Genomic DNA, 17775 nt, shown 5'->3' on the forward strand with positions numbered 1-17775 from the left:
CCCGGGGAAGCGATCCACGGCACCGGCCCGCCCGAAGGCCGACAGCTGTGACGCGACACACTGCTGATCGGCGGCATCTTGGCGGAGCGCCGCACGTCTACCCAATGCAAGTCATGTCGGAACGGATCGGGGTCAAGGAGTGCTGAGCAGGGTGAGTCGGTCGCGGATACGGCTGCTGTGGGCTGCGCTGGCGGGAGCGCTGGCGGCCGTGCTGCTGATATCGGGGTGCGGAGCCCAATCCGCGTCCGGCGGCGGATCGGGTTCCCGGGCGTCGGCGCCGAAGGCGCAGGTGCACCTGGAGCCCGGCGGCGGTGCCGACATCAACCCCGCCGCTCCGATCCGCGCCAGCGTCGAGCAGGGACGGCTCGACTCGGTCAAGCTCACCAACGGCGACGGCAAGGAGGTCGGCGGTCAGCTCTCCCCCGACGGGCACAGCTGGACCGCGGGCGAAGCGCTCGGCTACGGCAAGGACTACACCTGGTCCGGCCAGGCTACCGGCGTCGACGGCAAGACCGTGCAGGTGCAGGGCTCGTTCCGCACGGTGTCGCCGGACAAGAAGGTGCGCGCCACGATCAACCCCACCGACCACAGCGAGGTCGGCATCGCGATGCCGATCAGCGTGAAGTTCGACGAGCCGGTCACCGACAAGGCCGCCGCGGAGCGGGCGCTGGCGGTGCGCACCTCGGTCCCGGTCGAAGGCTCCTGGGCATGGCTGTCCAGCACCCAGGTGGACTGGCGGCCGAAGGAGTACTGGCCGGCGAACACCCAGGTCGAAGTGGACGCGAACCTCTACGGGGTGCACTACGGCAAGGGCGCCTACGGACGCGAGGACCTGACCACCAAGTTCAGCATCGGCCGCGCGCAGATCGTGAAGGCCGACGCGCAGACGCACCAGATGGTGGTCGAGCGGGACGGCAAGCAGGTCGCCAGCTACGCGGCCAGCTACGGCAAGGACAAGGATCCGGAGCTGAACACGCCGAACGGCACCTACATGGTGATGCAGAAGAACCCCGTCGAGATCATGGACAACCCGCGGTACGGCTACACCGACGTGGAGAAGAAGTGGGCCATCCGGATGTCCAACCACGGCGAGTTCATCCACGAGAACGAGGAGAACCGCGCCAACCTCGGCAAGGTCAACACTTCGCACGGCTGCATCAACCTGTCCGAGGCGGACGCCAAGGCGTACTTCGACAGCGCCATGGTCGGCGATCCGATCGAGGTCAGCGGTGGTGTGCGGGCGATGGAGCCGCGCTACGAGGTGTTCGACTGGCTGCTGGACTGGGGTCAGTGGCAGCAGAAGTCGGCGCTGTGAGGATCGGTCCTTTCCGGATCGGCCGGAGTCGCCGCACCGTCGGCGCGCACCGCTGATCCGCATCCCGGCGCGAGCAGCGCGCCGACACCGTGTGCGAACGTGCCGGTCCCGTGCTGGTGGGAGTGCCCACCGGCACGGGACCTTCGCAATCGCGGGGTGTGAACGCGGTCACGCGGGCTGCGGGACGAGCCTGGTCGGCGCGGGCGGGTGCGCGGCGTGGCGCACCGCGTTCCGGCTCCCAGGAATGTTTTCCCCGGGTGCGGCGTCGGGACTCAAGGCGTCCGGGAAGGCGGATGCCCGCCCACGCGCGCGCGGACCAGCTCGGGCGCCGTGGTGCGTTCCCGATCTGCGATGGGCAGCCGATGACTTCCAGCACCGTCCGGATGCGGCCGCGCCGGGCCGCCGTGTTCTCGTTGCACACTTCGCCGCTGGAGCAGCCCGGCACCGGCGACGCGGGCGGGATGAACGTCTACATCGCCCAGACCGCGACCAGGCTGGCCGAGCAGGGCACCGAGGTGGAGATCTTCACCCGTGCGACCTCGTCGGAGATGCCGCCCGTCGCCGAGCTGGCTCCCGGCGTGACCGTGCGGCACGTGGTGGCCGGACCGTTCGAGGGGCTGGACAAGCACGAGCTCCCCGCCCAGTTATGCGCGTTCGCGGCAGGCGCGTTGCGGGCGGAAGCGCGCCACGAGCCCGGCTTCTACGACATCGTCCACTCGCACTACTGGCTGTCCGGACAGGTCGGCTGGCTGGCGCGGGAACGCTGGGGCGTCCCGCTGGTGCACACCGCGCACACCTTGGCGAAGGTCAAGAACGCCGCGCTGGCCGAAGGCGACACCCCGGAACCGCGGGTCCGCGTGGTCGGCGAGGAGCAGGTCGTGTCCGAAGCGGACCGGCTGGTCGCGAACACCGGTGTGGAGGCCGCCGATCTGGTGGAGCTCTACGGCGCGGAACCGGAAGCGGTGGCCACGATCCCGCCGGGAGTGGACCTGCGCCGGTTCACCCCGGGCGCTGCTGATGCGGCGCGGGCTCGGCTGGGGCTGCCCGCCGCGTCGCTGGTGTTCGCGTTCGTTGGCCGGATCCAGCCGTTGAAGGCGCCGGACGTGCTGCTGCGGGCGGCCGCGGAACTGCTCCGGCGGCGCCCCGAACTGCGCGCGGAACTGACCGTGCTGATCGTCGGCGGTCCGTCCGGCAGCGGGCTGGACCGGCCCGAGTCGCTGCACGAGCTGGCCGCGCAGCTCGGCATCACCGACGTGGTCCGGTTCCTGCCGCCGCAGCGCGGCGAGGCGCTGGCCGACGTCTACCGCGCCGCCGACGTTGTCGCGGTGCCCAGCTACAACGAATCGTTCGGCCTGGTGGCCCTGGAAGCGCAGGCGTGCGGGACGCCGGTGGTCGCCGCGGCCGTCGGCGGGCTCCCGGTCGCAGTGGCCGACGAGCGTTCCGGACTGCTCGTGCAGGGGCACCGCATCGAGCAGTGGGCGGACGCGCTGAGCTCGGTCGCCGATCCCGCGCACCGGCGGCGGCTGGCGGCGGGCACGGTCGAGCACGCGCAGCGGTTCTCCTGGGATCGCACCACGGAGGCGTTGCTGGACACTTATGCGCGAGCGAGGAGAACTTTCCACTCGCAGTTCAGCTTCCGGGAGGTGACGGCGTGACCGCCGACGCGACCATCAAGTCCGCGCTCGATTCGAGCGAACTCGACTACCGGCACGAGTCCCCGGGCCGGTTCTTCGTGACCTTGCCCGGCACCAAGAAGTTGCAGACCAACTGCTGGCTGATCGTCGCCGAGCACGCGCTGGTGGTGGAGGCGTTCGTGTGCAGGCAGCCGGACGAGGCGCACGAGGACGTCTACCGCTACCTGCTGCGGCGCAACGCCAGGCTCTACGGCGTGCACTACACGATCGACAGCACCGGCGACATCTACTTGGTGGGGCGCGTCGGTTTGCACGCGGTGACCGCGGACGAGCTCGACCGGGTGCTGGGCCAGGTGCTGGAAGCCGCCGACGGCGACTTCAACACGCTGCTGGAGCTGGGGTTCCGCACCGCCATCCGGCGGGAGTGGGGCTGGCGGGAGTCGCGCGGCGAGTCGCTGGCGAACCTCCGGCCGTTCACCGAGCTGGTCCGGCGGGACGGGCCGTTGTGGCCCGCGGACGACGCGCAGGCGCCGGAGAGCCCGGTCGGCGAGGCGCGGTGATCGGCACAGCTGCGTGCTCGGCCCGACTCCTGAGCGACGCAGCTGCGTGCTCGACACGACGGTGTGATCGGCCGAACTGCGTGCTCGGCACAGCTGTGTGAGCGCAGCGCCGTGCTCAGCAGAGCGGTGTGAGCGGCACGGCGGCTGGAATTCGTCCGCCTGCGAACTAGCGGACCGCGCGGGACGGCTCGGGAGAGAGGGGGAGTCGCGAGCTCGAACCGCCCCGCGTGGGGGTCCCGCCAGCGGGCCAAGTGGGCGGGGGGCACCCCAGGCCCGGCGGGGCGCGGATCGACGGGGGAGACGAACCGCGCTCGTTCGCTCTCGCGCGATCGGGGAGTGCGTGGGAGCCGATCAGCGAGAGCAGTGACAACTTCGCAGAGTCACGCACTGGCCACAAGGCCGACGCATTACTCCGTACGAGTGATATTCGACACGGGACGTAACGCAACGAAATCGCAGGCCGGAGATCCTGCACTGCAGAGTGATCGCCTGCTCGCACGTGTCACGGCGCCACGGTGAATCGATAACCGTAAGGTGACAAGAGCAACGAAATCCGCGAGCCGCCGCGGTCGCTCCGCGCACCCGAAGATCGTCACTCGAAACGGTGGCCCGCTGGCGCAACGTGATCAATTCGCGTCCACCGTGAAGGGCCGAGCGCCCGCCCCGAACGGCCCGGCACGCCCGCCGCGCGCCCTGGCATAACCTGAAGCCATGACTGTCGGGACTCTGGTACTGCTGCGGCACGGGGAAAGCACCTGGAACGCCGAGAACCTGTTCACGGGCTGGGTCGACGTCCCCCTGTCGGAGAAGGGCAAGGGCGAGGCGCAACGCGGCGGCGAGCTGCTCCGCGAGACCGGTGTGCTGCCCGATGTGCTGCACACCTCGCTGCTGCGCCGGGCGATCACCACCGCCAACATCGCGCTGGACACCGCCGAGCGGCACTGGATCCCGGTGCGCCGGGACTGGCGCCTCAACGAGCGGCACTACGGCGCGCTTCAGGGCAAGAACAAGAAGCAGACGATGGAGACGTACGGCGAGGAGCAGTTCATGCTCTGGCGCCGCTCCTACGACACGCCGCCGCCGGAGATCGAGCCGACCGACGAGTACAGCCAGGAAGGCGACCCGCGCTACGCCGATCTCGGCGCGGAGATGCCGCGCACCGAGTGCCTCAAGGACGTGGTGGCGCGGCTGCTGCCCTACTGGGAGAGCGCGGTGGTGCCGGACCTGCGGGCCGGGCGGACGGTGCTGGTCGCCGCGCACGGCAACTCGCTGCGCGCGATGGTCAAGCACTTGGACGGGATCTCCGACTCGGACATCGCCGGGCTGAACATCCCGACCGGAATCCCGCTGCGCTACGACCTCGACGCCGACCTGGCACCGACCAACCCGGGCGGTACCTACCTGGACCCCGATGCCGCCGCGTCGGCCGCCGCGGCCGTGGCCAAGCAGGGCCGCTGAACCCAGGGCGGCTGAACCCAGGGCGGCTGAACCCAGGCCGCTGAACGAAGGGCGGCTGAACGAAGGGCCGCTGAACGAAGGGCCGCTGAACGAAGCAGGACCGTGCCGCCGCCGGGCAATGCGCCGGGTGGCGGCACGGATACCTTCGGTAGCCGCGCAGCCGGTCACTCGAACAGGAGATGCGCGGGCGTTCCGGCTCCGCCGCGTCCACCCGCGGCGACACGAGCCCGGTCCACGGCTGAACCGCCGCGCACCGGACGGTGAACCGCGGGTGAAGAACTCGCCGGTTCGTGTCACGGGCATCACGGATCGAGCTCGCGGGCTGGTCCACCCCCGCCGTCGCCTGCTTACGATGCTGACGTGACCGCATTGGGCTATACCGCCCTGATCATCGGCGTGCTGGCGATCGGTGTGGCGGCCGGCTTCCTGGCCGCGCGGGCGACGAGTCACCGCACCCCCCGCAGGCCGGCGGGGCCGACCGTCGCCGACTTGTTGCAGCGGCTGGTGCACGCCACCAACAACGGCATCGTCGTGCTGAACCGCTTCGGCGACGTCGTGCTGCACAACCCGCGCGCCGACGAACTCGGCTTCGTACGGGACAACCAGGCCGACGTCCGCGCGCGCACGGCCGCCGGGCAGGCGCTGGAATCCGGGGAACCGGTCGCGGTGGACCTCTCCCCGGTCAACCGCTCGCTGCGCGGGCGGGGGCCCGCGGCGGTGCACGGCGAGGTCCGCCCGCTCGGCGACGGATTCACCGTGATCGACGCGGGCGACGAGTCCGACGCGGTGCGGCTGGAGGCGACCCGCCGGGACTTCGTGGCCAACGTTTCGCACGAGCTGAAAACTCCCGTTGGCGCGCTCGCGCTGCTGGCGGAGGCGGTGCTGGACGCGGCCGACGACCCCGAAGAGGTGCGCCGCTTCTCCACCAAGATCCTGCACGAGTCGACCCGGCTGGGAACCCTGGTCTCCGAGCTGATCGCGCTGTCCCGGTTGCAGGGCGCGGAACGGCTGCCGGAGCTGACCACCGTCGAGGTCGACGCGGTGATCGAGGAAGCGCTCGGCCGCTCCCGGGTCGCCGCGGAGTCCGCGGGCATCGAGATCGCCGTGGACGAGCCGACCGGCCTGCTGCTGGACGGCGACAGCACGTTGCTGGTCACCGCGCTGAGCAACCTGATCGACAACGCGGTGTCGTACTCCCCGCACGGTTCGCCGGTCTCGATCAGCCGCCGGATGGCGGGCGAGTTCGTCGAGATCGCGGTGACCGACCGGGGCATCGGCATCGAACCGCAGCACCAGCAGCGCGTGTTCGAGCGCTTCTTCCGGGTCGACCCGGCTCGCTCGCGCGCAACCGGCGGCACCGGGCTGGGGCTGGCCATCGTCAAGCACGTGGCCGCCAACCACGGCGGCGAGGTGAAGCTGTGGAGCAGGCCCGGCACCGGCTCCACGTTCACGCTCCGCATTCCGCGGCACGGCGCCGGGCAGGAGGAGGCCGAACCCGGCGCAGCCGGTGAGCAGGAGCAACCCGCGGACGAGGACGAACAGGGGCACGACCGGCACGCAACGGCGGATCGGGACCGCGGTGCGGGCCGGGCCGTGACCGACAGCGGGAGTACGACCGTCGAAACGGGAGGAGTCCGGTGACCAGGGTGCTGATCGTGGAGGACGAGGAGTCCTTCGCCGACCCACTGGCGTTCATGCTGCGCAAGGAGGGATTCACCGCGGCGGTCGCGCCGACCGGCCAGGAGGCGCTGGACGAGTTCGACCGCAACGGCGCGGACATCGTGCTGCTGGACCTGATGCTGCCCGGCATGAGCGGCACCGACGTGTGCAAGCAGTTGCGGCAGCGCTCCGCGGTGCCGGTGATCATGGTCACCGCCCGGGACAGCGAGATCGACAAGGTGGTCGGCCTGGAGCTCGGCGCCGACGACTACGTCACCAAGCCGTACTCGGCGCGGGAGCTGATCGCGCGGGTGCGCGCGGTGCTGCGCCGCGGCGGCGAGGCCGAGGAGCTGCTGCCGCAGGCCCTCGAGGCCGGGCCGGTGCGGATGGACGTGGAGCGGCACGTCGTCACGGTCGCGGGCGAGGAGATCAGCCTGCCGCTCAAGGAGTTCGACCTGCTGGAGTACCTGCTGCGCAACGTGGGCCGGGTGCTCACCCGCGGCCAGCTGATCGACCGGGTGTGGGGTGCGGACTACGTCGGCGACACCAAGACCCTCGACGTGCACGTCAAGCGACTGCGTTCCAAGTTGGAACCGGACCCTGCGGAACCGCAGTACCTGGTCACCGTGCGTGGCCTCGGTTACAAGTTCGAGGTGTGAGAACGGCGCTGCGCCGGGCTCGAACGGTTTTCCGCCCCCACCCGGACCGGCCGCCCGGTTGCGGCCGGTAACGTTGGCGGACATGCGCCTAGGGGTGCTCGACGTCGGATCAAACACCGTCCACCTGCTCGTGGTGGACGCCTTTCGTGGTGCGCATCCGACCCCGATGACTTCGGAGAAGACGGTGCTGCGGCTGGCCGAGCGGATCGGCCCGGAGCGCAGACTGGCCGCGGCCGACGCCGATGAGCTGGTGCGCACCGTCGCGGAAGCCGAAACCGCGGCGGTGCGGACCGGCTGCGAGGACCTGATGGGCTTCGCGACCTCGGCGATCCGGGAAGCCGAGAACTCCGCGGAAGTGCTGCAGCGGGTGCACGACGAGACGGGTGTCGAGCTGCAAGTGCTCAGCGGCGAGCAGGAAGCGCGGCTGACGTTCCTCGCCGTGCGCCGCTGGTTCGGCTGGTCGGCCGGGCGGTTGCTGCTGGCCGACATCGGTGGCGGTTCGCTGGAGATGGCGATCGGCATCGACGAGCTGCCGGACCTGGCCGCTTCGCTGCCGCTCGGGGCCGGACGCGTCAACCGCACCAGGCTGCCGCAGGATCCGCCGAGCCAGCAGCAGGTCGGTGAACTGCGCGAATGGCTGGACGAGCAGCTCGCGCCGACCGCAGAGGACTTCCGCGCGAACGGGCGTCCGGACCGCGCGGTGGCGACGTCCAAGACGTTCCGCTCGCTGGCCCGGCTGACCGGTGCCGCCCCGGCCTCGGCCGGTCCGCGGGCGCCGCGCAAGCTCACCGCCACCGGGTTGCAGCAGCTGCTGGCGTTCATCACCCGGATGTCCTCGGCGGACCTGGCCGCGCTGGACGGGGTGAGCAGCGCCCGCGCGCACCAGCTGGTCAGCGGTGCGCTGGTCGCCGAGGCGGTGCTGCGCGCACTGCAGGTCGAAGAGCTCGACATCTGCCCGTGGGCGCTGCGTGAAGGGATCATCCTCCGGCGGCTGGACCACGCCAACGGAGAGGACCACACTGCGATGCGCACTATTGCATCGGTCGGGGCACCGGTCGGGTCGACACCCGCGGCGCAGGCACACGCTGATCGGGGAACTGGACGGCAAGCCCAGCAAACGGCACGGTGGGATCGATGAGTCGGGACAGCGGGTCGGAGCACCCGAGCCAGCGCACCGTCGCGGAGCTGCTCGCCGAGTACGGCGGTGGCTCGCAGCGCAGCGCCCACCGGCGCCGCAGGCGTGCCGAGGACCCGAGCGAAACGGCTCCGCAGGCGATCATCGACCGGGTGCTCTCGGACAGCGGGCAGATGCGGGCCATTCAGGAAGAGGTCCGGGAGCCCGGTGCCGATTCCGCGAGCGGGGCGCAGCAGCCGCCGGTTCCGCAGCCGCCCGCCGGTCCGCCGAACCCGCCGCAGGCAGGTGGTCCGGCCCCGAACGCCCAACCTCCGAATGCGCAGCCGCCGAGCGCCCCGGCTCCGACCGCGCAGCCGCCCGCCGGGAATCCGGCGAACGCGCAGCCACCGGCGCCGCAGGCCCCGCCCGCAGGCCCGCCGCCCGCGCAGCCACCTCCCGCCCAGAGTCCGGCCGCCCAGAGTCCGGCCGCCCAGAGTCCGGCCGCCCAGAATCCGGCCGCCCAGAGTTCGGCTGCCCAGAGTCCGGCCGCCCAGAATCCGGCTGCCCAGAACCCAGCGCCCCCGCAAGCACCGCCGCCCACCGGACAGTTCGGCCCGTCCACCGGCCCGCAACGCGCCGCGCCGCAGCCGGGTCAAGCTCCGCCCGGCAGCGCCATGCCGCCGGAAGCCCACCAGGCCGAGGAAGAAGGCCCGGCAGTGGGCGAGAGCGGCGTGAGCTTCTGGGCCCGCCGGTTCGCCGCAGCCGGTTCGCCGCCGCGCAACGCGCCCGCCGACGCCGGTGACGGGGCGGGCCCGGACGGGCCCTCGACGGTCCAGCACCCACCGCTGGGCACCGGCTCGCAGGTCCCGCCGGTGCAGAACCCGTCGAACATGGCGGCGCCTCCGGTCGAAGGTGCCACCGAACAGCTGCCCCGGGTGCAGGCGGAAGCCAGGAGCGCGGGCGACGGCACCGCGATGATGGCCTATCCCGGCGTCGGCGAGGACGCGCCTGCGGACGACCCCTACGACTATCCCTACGAGGACTACGACTACGAGGGATACCGCCAGGACGACTACGCGCGCGGCGACTACGACGACTACCCGGCCGGTGGTGCCGACTACGACGCTTACGACGCCGACGACTACGACGCGGCGCTGCCCGCCGGGATGGACGCCGACGACTACCGCGCCGACTACGACGCGGACGACGAGGAGCCGCACCAGACCACCGGCAAGGAGTGGGCGGTGCTGGCGCTGCAGGGCGGCGCCGGGCTGGTCGCGGGCGGCGTGGTCTGGGTGGCGTTCCGCTGGCTGTGGACCTCCATCCCGATCGCCGCGCTGGTCGCGGCGCTGGCGATCACCGGTGCGCTGGTGTTCATCGCCCGGAAGTTCTTGCGCACCGACGACCTGCAGACGATCCTGCTCGCGGTGCTGGTCGGCCTGATCTGCACCGTGTCGCCCGCCGCGCTGCTGCTGATCAGCCAGTGAGCCCGGTCGCGCCGCGCATGCCCGGCTTCGGCGGGCCTGCCCGGGGAAGGCGGGGCGGCACCGGGCGGCGGGTGAGCGCGACGGTAGGACAGGAGATGGCACCGCAAGCACAGCCGGCTCCGCTCGACCAAGCGCGTCCGGAGATCCCGGTGGGCCTGTCCAGCGCCTCGGTGTGGCCGCAGCCCGCGCGGGCTGCTTTCGAGATGGCCGCCGACCTGGGCTTCGACGGGGTCGAGGTGATGGTGTGGGCGGACGCGGTCAGCCAGGACGTCGACGCGCTGCACCGGCTGGCGCAGGAGCACGGGGTGCCGATCCTCGCGGTGCACGCGCCGTGCCTGCTGATCACGCAGCGGGTGTGGTCGCCGGAACCGGAGGAGCGGCTGCGCCGGGCGGTGGCGGCCGCGAGTGATCTCGGTGCCTCGACGGTCGTGGTGCATCCCCCGTTCCGCTGGCAGCGCCGCTACGCCGACGGCTTCGGCGAGCTGGTCGGCGAGCTGGAGGAGACCAGCGGCATCCGGGTCGCGGTGGAGAACATGTTCCCGATCCGCCCGCCGAACCGGCTGAACCGGTTGCGCGGCGGCCGGTCTTCGGGGCTGTCGGCGTTCACACCCTCCCCGGACCCGACCGACGTCGGCTACCGCAGCTACACGCTGGACATCTCGCACGCCGCGGCGGCGCACGCGGACGTGCTGGAGCTGTACAAGCGGATGCAGGACCGGCTGGCGCACGTGCACCTGGCGGACGGCACCGGCGCTCCGCGTGATGAACATCTCGTCCCCGGCCACGGCGGCCAGCCGTGCGCGCAGGTCTGCGAGGCGCTGGCCGCGGACGGGTATCCCGGCTCGGTGGTGCTGGAGGTCAACACCCGCAAGGCGCGCACACCGCAGGAACGGGCTGCGCAGCTCGCGGAGGCGCTGGTGTTCTGCCGGCTGCACCTGCAGGCGCCGGGCGCGCCTCGACAGGATGCTCCGCACACCGGGTAGTGATCAACTTCCTCGCGGGTTCGTAGAATCGTGCTCATGAATAATCTGCGCGTCTCGCCCGGAAACGGGCCGCGCCGGCACTTCGCAGGCCACGCGTGAACGCCACCCCCTTCTTCGACACCCTCGCCATCCGACCGCTCGGCAACGGCACGTTCGCCGCCGATCTGCACCCCGACTGGGCGGTGGGCGAACGTCCGCACGGCGGCTACTTGCTGGCCCTGCTGAGCCGGGCAGCCGTCGGCGGCGGTTCGCTGCAACCGCTCTCGGTCAGCGCGCAATACCTGCGCCCGCCGAAGGTGGGCCCGGTGCTGCTGCGCACCGAACGGCTCAAGGCCGGGCGGACCGTGACCGCGGTGCGCTCGGTGCTGGAGCAGAGCGGGCAGACCTGCGTGGACGCCATGATCACGCTCGGCGAGCTGCCGGACGAGGAACCGGCGTACTCGGACCTGCCGGAGATGCCGGTGAATCCGCCGCAGGACGCGGTCGACCTCGCCAACCCGGACACCCGCGCCGCGCCGGGCCTCACGCGCACCTGCGACATGCGGATCGATCCGCGCGGTGCCGGTTTCCTGCGCGGCAGCACCTCGGATCCGCTGCGGCTGCGGCTGTGGGTGCGACCGCACGCCGGGCAGCCGGACGTGCTGTTCGGCCTGGTCGCAGGCGACCTGACGATGCCCGTGACGTTCAACCTGGGCAGGTTCGGCTGGTCGCCGACGGTGCAGCTCACGGCGCTGCTGCGGGCGCGCCCGGCGAACGGCTGGCTGCGGCTGGTGGTGGAGTCGAAGGCGGTGCACGGTGCCTGGTTCGACGAGGACACGCTGGTGATCGACTCCACCGGCAAGCTGGTGTGCCAGGCGAGGCAGCTCGCGCTGAGCCCGTTGCGCGCGCCGGACTGATCGACGTCGGCGTCGTGCCGCGGTGCCGGGGTTAGGCTGGCGGTCCGCCACCGTCGAACGAGGGAGATCACCGTGCCCACCGTGCGCATCCACCCGCTGCAGCAGGAGTACCGGCACTCCGGCGGCGGGCAGTTCTGCAAGCTCTGCGGTGCGCAGGAGCAGTGGACCGCGGCGGCGCAGCCGACCGTGCAGGGCGCCGCCTACGACCGGTCGCTGCACCTGACGCATCTGGCGCGGGAGCACCTGGAGGACCTGCAGGGCACGTTCTCCGGAGCGGAGCGCAAGAAGGAGAAGTCGATCGACTCCGCGGAGTCCGATGCCGCGGACGAGTCCGAGCAGACCGAGGAGTGACCCGCGCCGACCGCGGCCTCGCAAGGCCGCGGTCGGCGCCGGATCACCAGCACGATTCGGCCGATGGCGCGGCGGCCCCTCCGGCGATCGCCGATCAGGGGTCCTAGGCGTGCTTGATGTCCAAGCCGCCTTCGGCGTGCTGCTTGCGCAGATGCTTCTTGTCGTACTTGCCGACGCTGGTCTTCGGTGCCTCCGCCAGGAACGCCCAGTGGTCCGGAACCTGCCACTTGGCGACCCGCCCGGTCAGGAACTCCCGCAGCTCGGCGGCGTCGGCCTGCTGGCCATCGAGCAGCACCACGGCGGCAAGCGGCCGCTCGTCCCACTTCTCGTCCGGCACGCCGACGACCATCGCCTCGGCCACGGCGGGGTGCGCGACGATCTGGTTCTCCAGCTCCACCGAGGAGATCCACTCGCCACCGGACTTGATCACGTCCTTGGCCCGGTCGGTCAGCCGCAGGAAGCCGTCCGGGGACAGCGTGCCGACGTCGCCGGTGCGCAGCCAGCCGTCGTCGAACTTGTCCGGGTCGTCGTCGCGGTAATAGGACGAGGCGACCCACGGGCCGCGCACCTCCAGCTCACCGACGCTCTTGCCGTCCCACGGCTGCTCGGTGCCGCCCTCGCCGATCAGCCGCGCCTCGACGGCAGACGACAGCCGGCCCTGCGACTCCCGGTAGGGCCATTGCGCCTCGCCGGTCGCGGCGGCGGGCGGGCGCGCGACGCTGCCCAGCGGCGAGGTCTCGGTCATGCCCCACGCGTGCAGCACCGGCACGCCGTAGCGCTCCTGGAAGCTCCGCATCAGCGAGGGCGGGCACGCCGAGCCGCCCACCACGACCTCCCGCAGCGCGGAGATGTCCTGCGGATCGGCGTCGAGGTGCTGCAGCACGCCCTGCCAGATCGTCGGCACCGCGGCCGCCATCGTCGGGTGCAGCGTGCTGAGCATCCGCACCAGCGGCTCGGGCTGCAAGAACCGGTCCGGCATCACCAGCGAGGCGCCGACCATCAACGCGGCGTAGGGCAGGCCCCAGGACATGGCGTGGAACATCGGCACCACGGCCAGCCCGCGGTCGGACTGCGCCAGGCCCATCCCGTCCGACATGCACACCTGCATCGAGTGCAGCCAGATCGAGCGGTGCGAGTAGACGACGCCCTTCGGGTTGCCGGTGGTGCCGGAGGTGTAGCACATCGCGGCGGCGGCGTGTTCGTCCACTTCGGGCCAGTCGAAGGTGTCCGGGTGGCCGCGCAGCAGCTGGTCGTAGTCGTGCACCTGAACGCCCGCGGGCGCTTCCAGGGCCGACGCGTCGCCGTTGGCGACGATCACGTGCCGGACGGTGCTCAGCGTCGGCAGGATCTTCCCGAACAGCGGCAGCAGGCTGCCGTCCACGACGACCACGTGGTCCTCGGCGTGGTCGGCGATGTAAGTGATCTGCTCCGGGAACAGCCGGATGTTCAGCGTGTGCAGCACGGCGCCCATCGACGGCACCGCCAGGTAGGTCTCCAGGTGCTCGGCGTTGTTCCACATGAACGTGGCGACCCGCTGGTCACCGGTGACGCCGAGCTGCCGCAGCGCGTGCGCCAGCTGAGCCACCCGCCTGCCGACCTCGGCGTAGCTGCGCCGCCTCGGCTCCGCGCCGGTCCAGGTCACGACCTCGGAGGAGCCGTGCGGACCGGTGCCTTGTGCCAGGATCCTGGCGATCGACAGCGGGCCGTCGTGCATGGTGCTCAGCATCGGATTCGGACCTCCTCGTCCGGCACGCTTCAGGGTGCGGACACACTAACCGCGCGCCCGCCGCCTGGGGGAGGGTCTACTCCAGGTGTTCTGGCACCCTGTGCCGCATGAAGACCATTGCCGTACTCGGAGCGGGCAAGATCGGCGAGTCGCTGCTCGCGGGGCTGCTGGACGCCGGGCGTGCCCCGGCCGAGCTGATGTTCACCGAGCGCTACTCGCAGCGGGCCGCCGAACTGACCGGGAAGTACGGCATCGAGCACGTCGACGTGCCCACCGCGGCGAACCGCGCGGACGTGCTGGTGGTGGCGGTCAAGCCGCAGGACATCGACCCGCTGCTGGACGAGGTCGCGCCGTTGCTGGGGCCGGACAAGCTGCTGGTGTCGATGTGCGCGGGTCTGCCCGCCAAGCTCTTCGAGCGGCGGCTGGCCGAGGGCACGCCGGTCATCCGCGTCATGCCGAACACTCCGATGCTGGTGGGCGAGGCGATGAGCGCGATCTCCGGCGGCGCGCACGCCACCGACGAGCACCTGGACCTGGCGGAGGAACTGCTCGGCAGCGTCGGCCGCGTGGCGCGCGTGCCGGAGCAGCAGCAGGACGCGGTGACCGCGCTGTCCGGGTCCGGGCCCGCCTACTTCTTCTACCTGGTCGAGGCCATGACGGACGCGGGAGTCCTGCTCGGCGTCCCGCGCGGCACCGCCAAGGACCTGGTGGTGCAGGCCGCGATGGGCGCGGCCACGATGCTGCGCGACGGACCGGAGAACCATCCGGCGCTGCTGCGCGAAGCGGTGACGTCCCCGGCGGGCACGACCGCCGCGGGCATCCGCGAACTCGACAAGCACGGGGTGCGCGCCGCGCTCACCGACGCCGTCGAGGCCGCCAGGAACCGATCGGCGGAACTGGGCCGCGCGCACGACTGAGCGCCCGCTTCCCCGCCGCTGACGGGCGCAAACTCCTGAAACCGGGTCGTTCGTGCATCGCAGCCATCCCAGCCGTCCCGCTACTCTCGACAGGGCACGCCCGTGCAGTGTCCGCCGGAGGGGAAGCCGGCGGAGCGTGGTGTGCGAAGGGCTCGGTGAAGCATGTCCGCGAACTCGGAACCCAGCCAGCAAGCGCCCCCGCAGGCCGGTCAGGTGCAGTTCCTCACCGTGGCCGAGGTGGCCAGGATGATGCGGGTGTCCAAGATGACCGTGTACCGGCTGGTGCACGCAGGTGAGCTCCCCGCCGCGCGAGTGGGCCGTTCCTTCCGCGTGGCGGAGAGCGACGTGCACCACTACCTGGAGCACGCCTACTACAACGCGGGTTGAGGAGCGGTTTTTCGCTCCGCAGCAACGGATTCGCTGTTCGAGCGCGGTGCTCGCCGCGCACGCCGTGCCGCCGTGCCGGGACCACTCCGTCAGGGCGGCACCGGCGGCGCGGTAAGCTGCGGGATCGTTCGTGCCTGGTGCCGGTGCCACACCGGCTGCGCCAGGGAGCGGCCCGCACCGGCACGGGATTCGTAGCACCGCCGACAGCGAAGGATGCCGCATGGGCTCGGTCATCAAGAAGCGCCGCAAGCGCATGTCCAAGAAGAAGCACCGCAAGCTTCTGCGCCGGACCCGCGTCCAGCGTCGCAAGTTGGGCAAGTAAGACCTCGCGCCGACGCGACCCGGTACCCGGGGGCGCGCCGCCCGGCGTTTTGCACCGCCGCCGACCCGTTGCGGTCGGCGGCGGTTCGTTTACCACCCGCTCCGGTGGTGTACGCGATCTCGGGTTGCCCGGCTCCGGGTGCGCTGTTGGGGTTCCCACCGATCGCCCTCGGCGTTTCCGCGCACGTAACCGGGGCCTCGCGCGCTCTCGGTAGCATCACGAGCGAGGTTCGTGCTTTCGGTGCCGCGCTGGTTCGCGCAAGCGCGAGCGATCGCTTTCCGGCCGCACATCTCGGGGAGAACCATGGTGCCGAACGTCGTGCTCGTGACCGGCGTCAGCAGCTTCCTCGGCGGGCACCTCGCCGCCCGGCTGGCCGCGGACCCCGCGATCGAACGAGTGCTCGGCGTGGACACCGCCCCGCCGCGTCCGGACCTGCAGCGCAGGCTCGGCCGCACCGAGTTCGTGCGCGCCGACATCCGCAACCCGCTGATCGCCAAGGTGATCTCCGGGGCGAACGTGGACACGGTCGTGCACGCGGCGGTGAGCTCGAACGCCGGCCCCGAAGGGCGGGCCGCGATGAAGGAGCTCAACGTCATCGGCACCATGCAACTGCTGGCCGCCTGCCAGAAATCGCCGCTGGTGCGCAGGCTGGTGGTGAAGTCCACGACCGCCGTTTACGGCGCGAGCCCGCGCGATCCGGCGGTGTTCACCGAGGACATGGAACCCAAGGACGTGCCGTCCTCCGGTTACGCCAAGGACGCCGGGGAGATCGAGGGCTACGTGCGCGGCTTCGGCAGGCGCAGGCCCGACGTGGACATCACGACGCTGCGGTTCACGCACTTGATCGGACCGCGCATCGACGCCGACCTCACCCGCTACTTCGCCCTGCCGCTGGTGCCGACCGTGCTCGGCTACGACGCCCGGATGCAGCTGCTGCACTCCGAGGACGCGCTGGCGGTGCTGGAGAAGGCGACCGCGCAGGCGTTGCCCGGGGTCTTCAACGTCGGCGGCGACGGGGTCCTGATGCTCTCGCAGGCGATCCGCCGCGCCGGTCGCGTCGCGGTCCCGGTGCCGCGGCTGGGGGTGCCCGCGATGAGCCGGTTCTTCCGCGGTGCCCGGCTGGTGGACTTCTCCCCCGAGCAGATGCGGTTCCTCAACTTCGGCCGGGTGGTGGACACCACGAAGCTGCGGGAGCGCTTCGGGTTCACCCCGCGCTGGACGACCCAGCAGGCGTTCGACGACTTCGTGCGCGGGCGGGACCTGCACCCGGTGATCGACCCGGAGCGCGTCACCGCGCTGGAGCACGGCGTCGGTGACCTGCTCGCCCGACTGCGGTGATGGGAGACCTGATGGCTGATGCGCGCGTGATCCCGCTGCACCCGGCGGAGCAGCGCGGCCCCGGAACCCGCCGCGGGCCGGTGGCGCCGGTGCCGGACGCGGTGCCCGCGGACGGCGGCTGGGAGGACGCGGTCGCCGATGCGATGGCCTTCGCCCGGCGCCGGCTGCTCGGCGACTACCGGGTGGACGAGTTCGGCTTCGACGAGGACCTCACCGACCACCTCGTCGTGCCGCCGCTGCGGCCGCTGTACGAGAAGTGGTTCCGGGTCGAGACCATCGGGCTGCACAACGTGCCCGACTCTGGCGCGCTGGTCGTCGCGAACCACTCCGGCACGCTGCCGCTGGACGCGCTGATGACGACGGTGGCGCTGCGCGATCACCACGATCCCGGGCGGCACCTGCGGATGCTGGGCGCGGACCTGGTGTTCCGGCTGCCGGTGGTCGGGTCCATCGCCCGCAAGGCCGGGCACACGCTGGCCTGCAACCCGGACGCGGAGCGGCTGATGCGGGCTGGCGAGCTGGTCGGGGTGTGGCCGGAGGGCTTCAAGGGCGTCGGCAAGCCGTTCCGGGACCGCTACAAGTTGCAGCGGTTCGGCCGCGGCGGGTTCGTCTCGGCGGCGATGCGGACCGGGGTGCCGATCGTGCCCTGCTCGATCGTCGGCGCGGAGGAGATCTACCCGAAGATCGGCGACCTCAAGCCGCTGGCCCGGCTGCTGGGGCTGCCGTACTTCCCGGTGACGCCGTTCTTCCCGCACTTCGGGCCGCTCGGGGCGGTTCCGCTGCCGTCGAAGTGGTACATCGAGTTCGGCGAGCCGGTGGAGACCGCTTCGTACGGGGACGGCGCCGCGGACGATCCGATGGTGGTGTTCAGCCTCAGCGACCAGGTCCGGGAGATCATCCAGCAGACCCTCTACCGGCTGCTCTCCCAGCGCCGCAGCGTCTTCCTCGGCTGAACAGCCCGCCGCCTCG

The 17775-nt window shown here is 71.6% G+C and carries 17 protein-coding genes; 16 read left to right on the forward strand and 1 reads right to left on the reverse strand.

The window, feature by feature from the left end:
• The first annotated feature begins 151 nt into the window (after positions 1–151).
• The 11 genes from INP57_RS05230 to INP57_RS05280 all read left to right on the forward strand — a co-directional run bounded on the left by INP57_RS05230 (position 152) and on the right by INP57_RS05280 (position 12116).
• The gene (locus INP57_RS05230; RefSeq protein WP_307849920.1) at positions 152–1315 is read left to right on the forward strand and encodes a L,D-transpeptidase; all 1164 of its coding nucleotides are present in this window, start codon (positions 152–154) and stop codon (positions 1313–1315) included.
• Between the two features lie 362 nt (positions 1316–1677).
• Entirely contained in the window at positions 1678–2970 is a 1293-nt protein-coding gene (gene mshA, locus INP57_RS05235; protein WP_200069364.1) for a D-inositol-3-phosphate glycosyltransferase, read from the forward strand.
• Positions 2967–3509, forward strand: a complete 543-nt coding sequence (locus INP57_RS05240) for a type III secretion system chaperone family protein (protein ID WP_200068900.1) — start codon at positions 2967–2969, stop codon at positions 3507–3509. Before mshA ends, INP57_RS05240 begins: the two co-directional genes overlap by 4 nt.
• 711 nt (positions 3510–4220) lie before the next feature.
• Entirely contained in the window at positions 4221–4967 is a 747-nt protein-coding gene (locus INP57_RS05245; protein WP_200068901.1) for a phosphoglyceromutase, read from the forward strand.
• A gap of 360 nt (positions 4968–5327) precedes the next feature.
• Positions 5328–6608: a sensor histidine kinase gene (locus tag INP57_RS05250; RefSeq protein WP_200068902.1), complete on the forward strand. Its 1281-nt coding sequence runs from the start codon at positions 5328–5330 to the stop codon at positions 6606–6608.
• A complete protein-coding gene (locus tag INP57_RS05255; RefSeq protein ID WP_200068903.1) occupies positions 6605–7285 on the forward strand; it encodes a winged helix-turn-helix domain-containing protein in 681 nt (226 codons plus the stop codon). Before INP57_RS05250 ends, INP57_RS05255 begins: the two co-directional genes overlap by 4 nt.
• Positions 7286–7367: 82 nt before the next feature.
• On the forward strand, positions 7368–8423 hold the full coding sequence (locus INP57_RS05260) for a Ppx/GppA family phosphatase (RefSeq protein ID WP_200068904.1): 1056 nt from the start codon (positions 7368–7370) through the stop codon (positions 8421–8423).
• Positions 8420–9886, forward strand: a complete 1467-nt coding sequence (locus INP57_RS05265) for an Rv0497 family membrane protein (RefSeq protein WP_200068905.1) — start codon at positions 8420–8422, stop codon at positions 9884–9886. Before INP57_RS05260 ends, INP57_RS05265 begins: the two co-directional genes overlap by 4 nt.
• Before the next feature lie 95 nt (positions 9887–9981).
• Entirely contained in the window at positions 9982–10869 is an 888-nt protein-coding gene (locus tag INP57_RS05270; RefSeq protein ID WP_200068906.1) for a sugar phosphate isomerase/epimerase family protein, read from the forward strand.
• Positions 10870–10964: 95 nt separating this feature from the next.
• Entirely contained in the window at positions 10965–11765 is an 801-nt protein-coding gene (locus INP57_RS05275) for a thioesterase family protein (RefSeq protein ID WP_295143913.1), read from the forward strand.
• Between the two features lie 72 nt (positions 11766–11837).
• The gene (locus INP57_RS05280; protein ID WP_200068907.1) at positions 11838–12116 is read left to right on the forward strand and encodes a hypothetical protein; all 279 of its coding nucleotides are present in this window, start codon (positions 11838–11840) and stop codon (positions 12114–12116) included.
• Positions 12117–12219: 103 nt separating this feature from the next.
• On the opposite strand, the gene INP57_RS05285 is transcribed toward INP57_RS05280, so the two are convergent.
• A complete protein-coding gene (locus INP57_RS05285; protein WP_200068908.1) occupies positions 12220–13842 on the reverse strand; it encodes a long-chain fatty acid--CoA ligase in 1623 nt (540 codons plus the stop codon).
• Between the two features lie 107 nt (positions 13843–13949).
• Between INP57_RS05285 and proC the strand changes: the two genes are divergently transcribed.
• From proC to INP57_RS05310, 5 genes are all read left to right on the forward strand, one after another.
• Positions 13950–14759 (forward strand): pyrroline-5-carboxylate reductase, encoded by an 810-nt coding sequence (proC, locus tag INP57_RS05290; RefSeq protein ID WP_200068909.1) that lies wholly within the window; start codon positions 13950–13952, stop codon positions 14757–14759.
• Between the two features lie 162 nt (positions 14760–14921).
• Positions 14922–15146 (forward strand): helix-turn-helix domain-containing protein, encoded by a 225-nt coding sequence (locus INP57_RS05295; RefSeq protein WP_200068910.1) that lies wholly within the window; start codon positions 14922–14924, stop codon positions 15144–15146.
• Between the two features lie 220 nt (positions 15147–15366).
• A complete protein-coding gene (locus tag INP57_RS05300) occupies positions 15367–15468 on the forward strand; it encodes a 30S ribosomal protein bS22 (RefSeq protein ID WP_003402602.1) in 102 nt (33 codons plus the stop codon).
• Positions 15469–15771: 303 nt separating this feature from the next.
• Positions 15772–16806 (forward strand): NAD-dependent epimerase/dehydratase family protein, encoded by a 1035-nt coding sequence (locus INP57_RS05305; protein WP_200068911.1) that lies wholly within the window; start codon positions 15772–15774, stop codon positions 16804–16806.
• 11 nt (positions 16807–16817) lie between these two features.
• Positions 16818–17759, forward strand: coding sequence for a lysophospholipid acyltransferase family protein (locus tag INP57_RS05310; RefSeq protein ID WP_200068912.1), 942 nt, complete (start codon positions 16818–16820; stop codon positions 17757–17759).
• The last annotated feature ends 16 nt before the right edge of the window (positions 17760–17775 follow it).

The sequence above is a fragment of the Saccharopolyspora galaxeae genome (assembly GCF_016526145.1).
Taxonomy (GTDB): Bacteria; Actinomycetota; Actinomycetes; order Mycobacteriales; family Pseudonocardiaceae; genus Saccharopolyspora_C; species Saccharopolyspora_C galaxeae.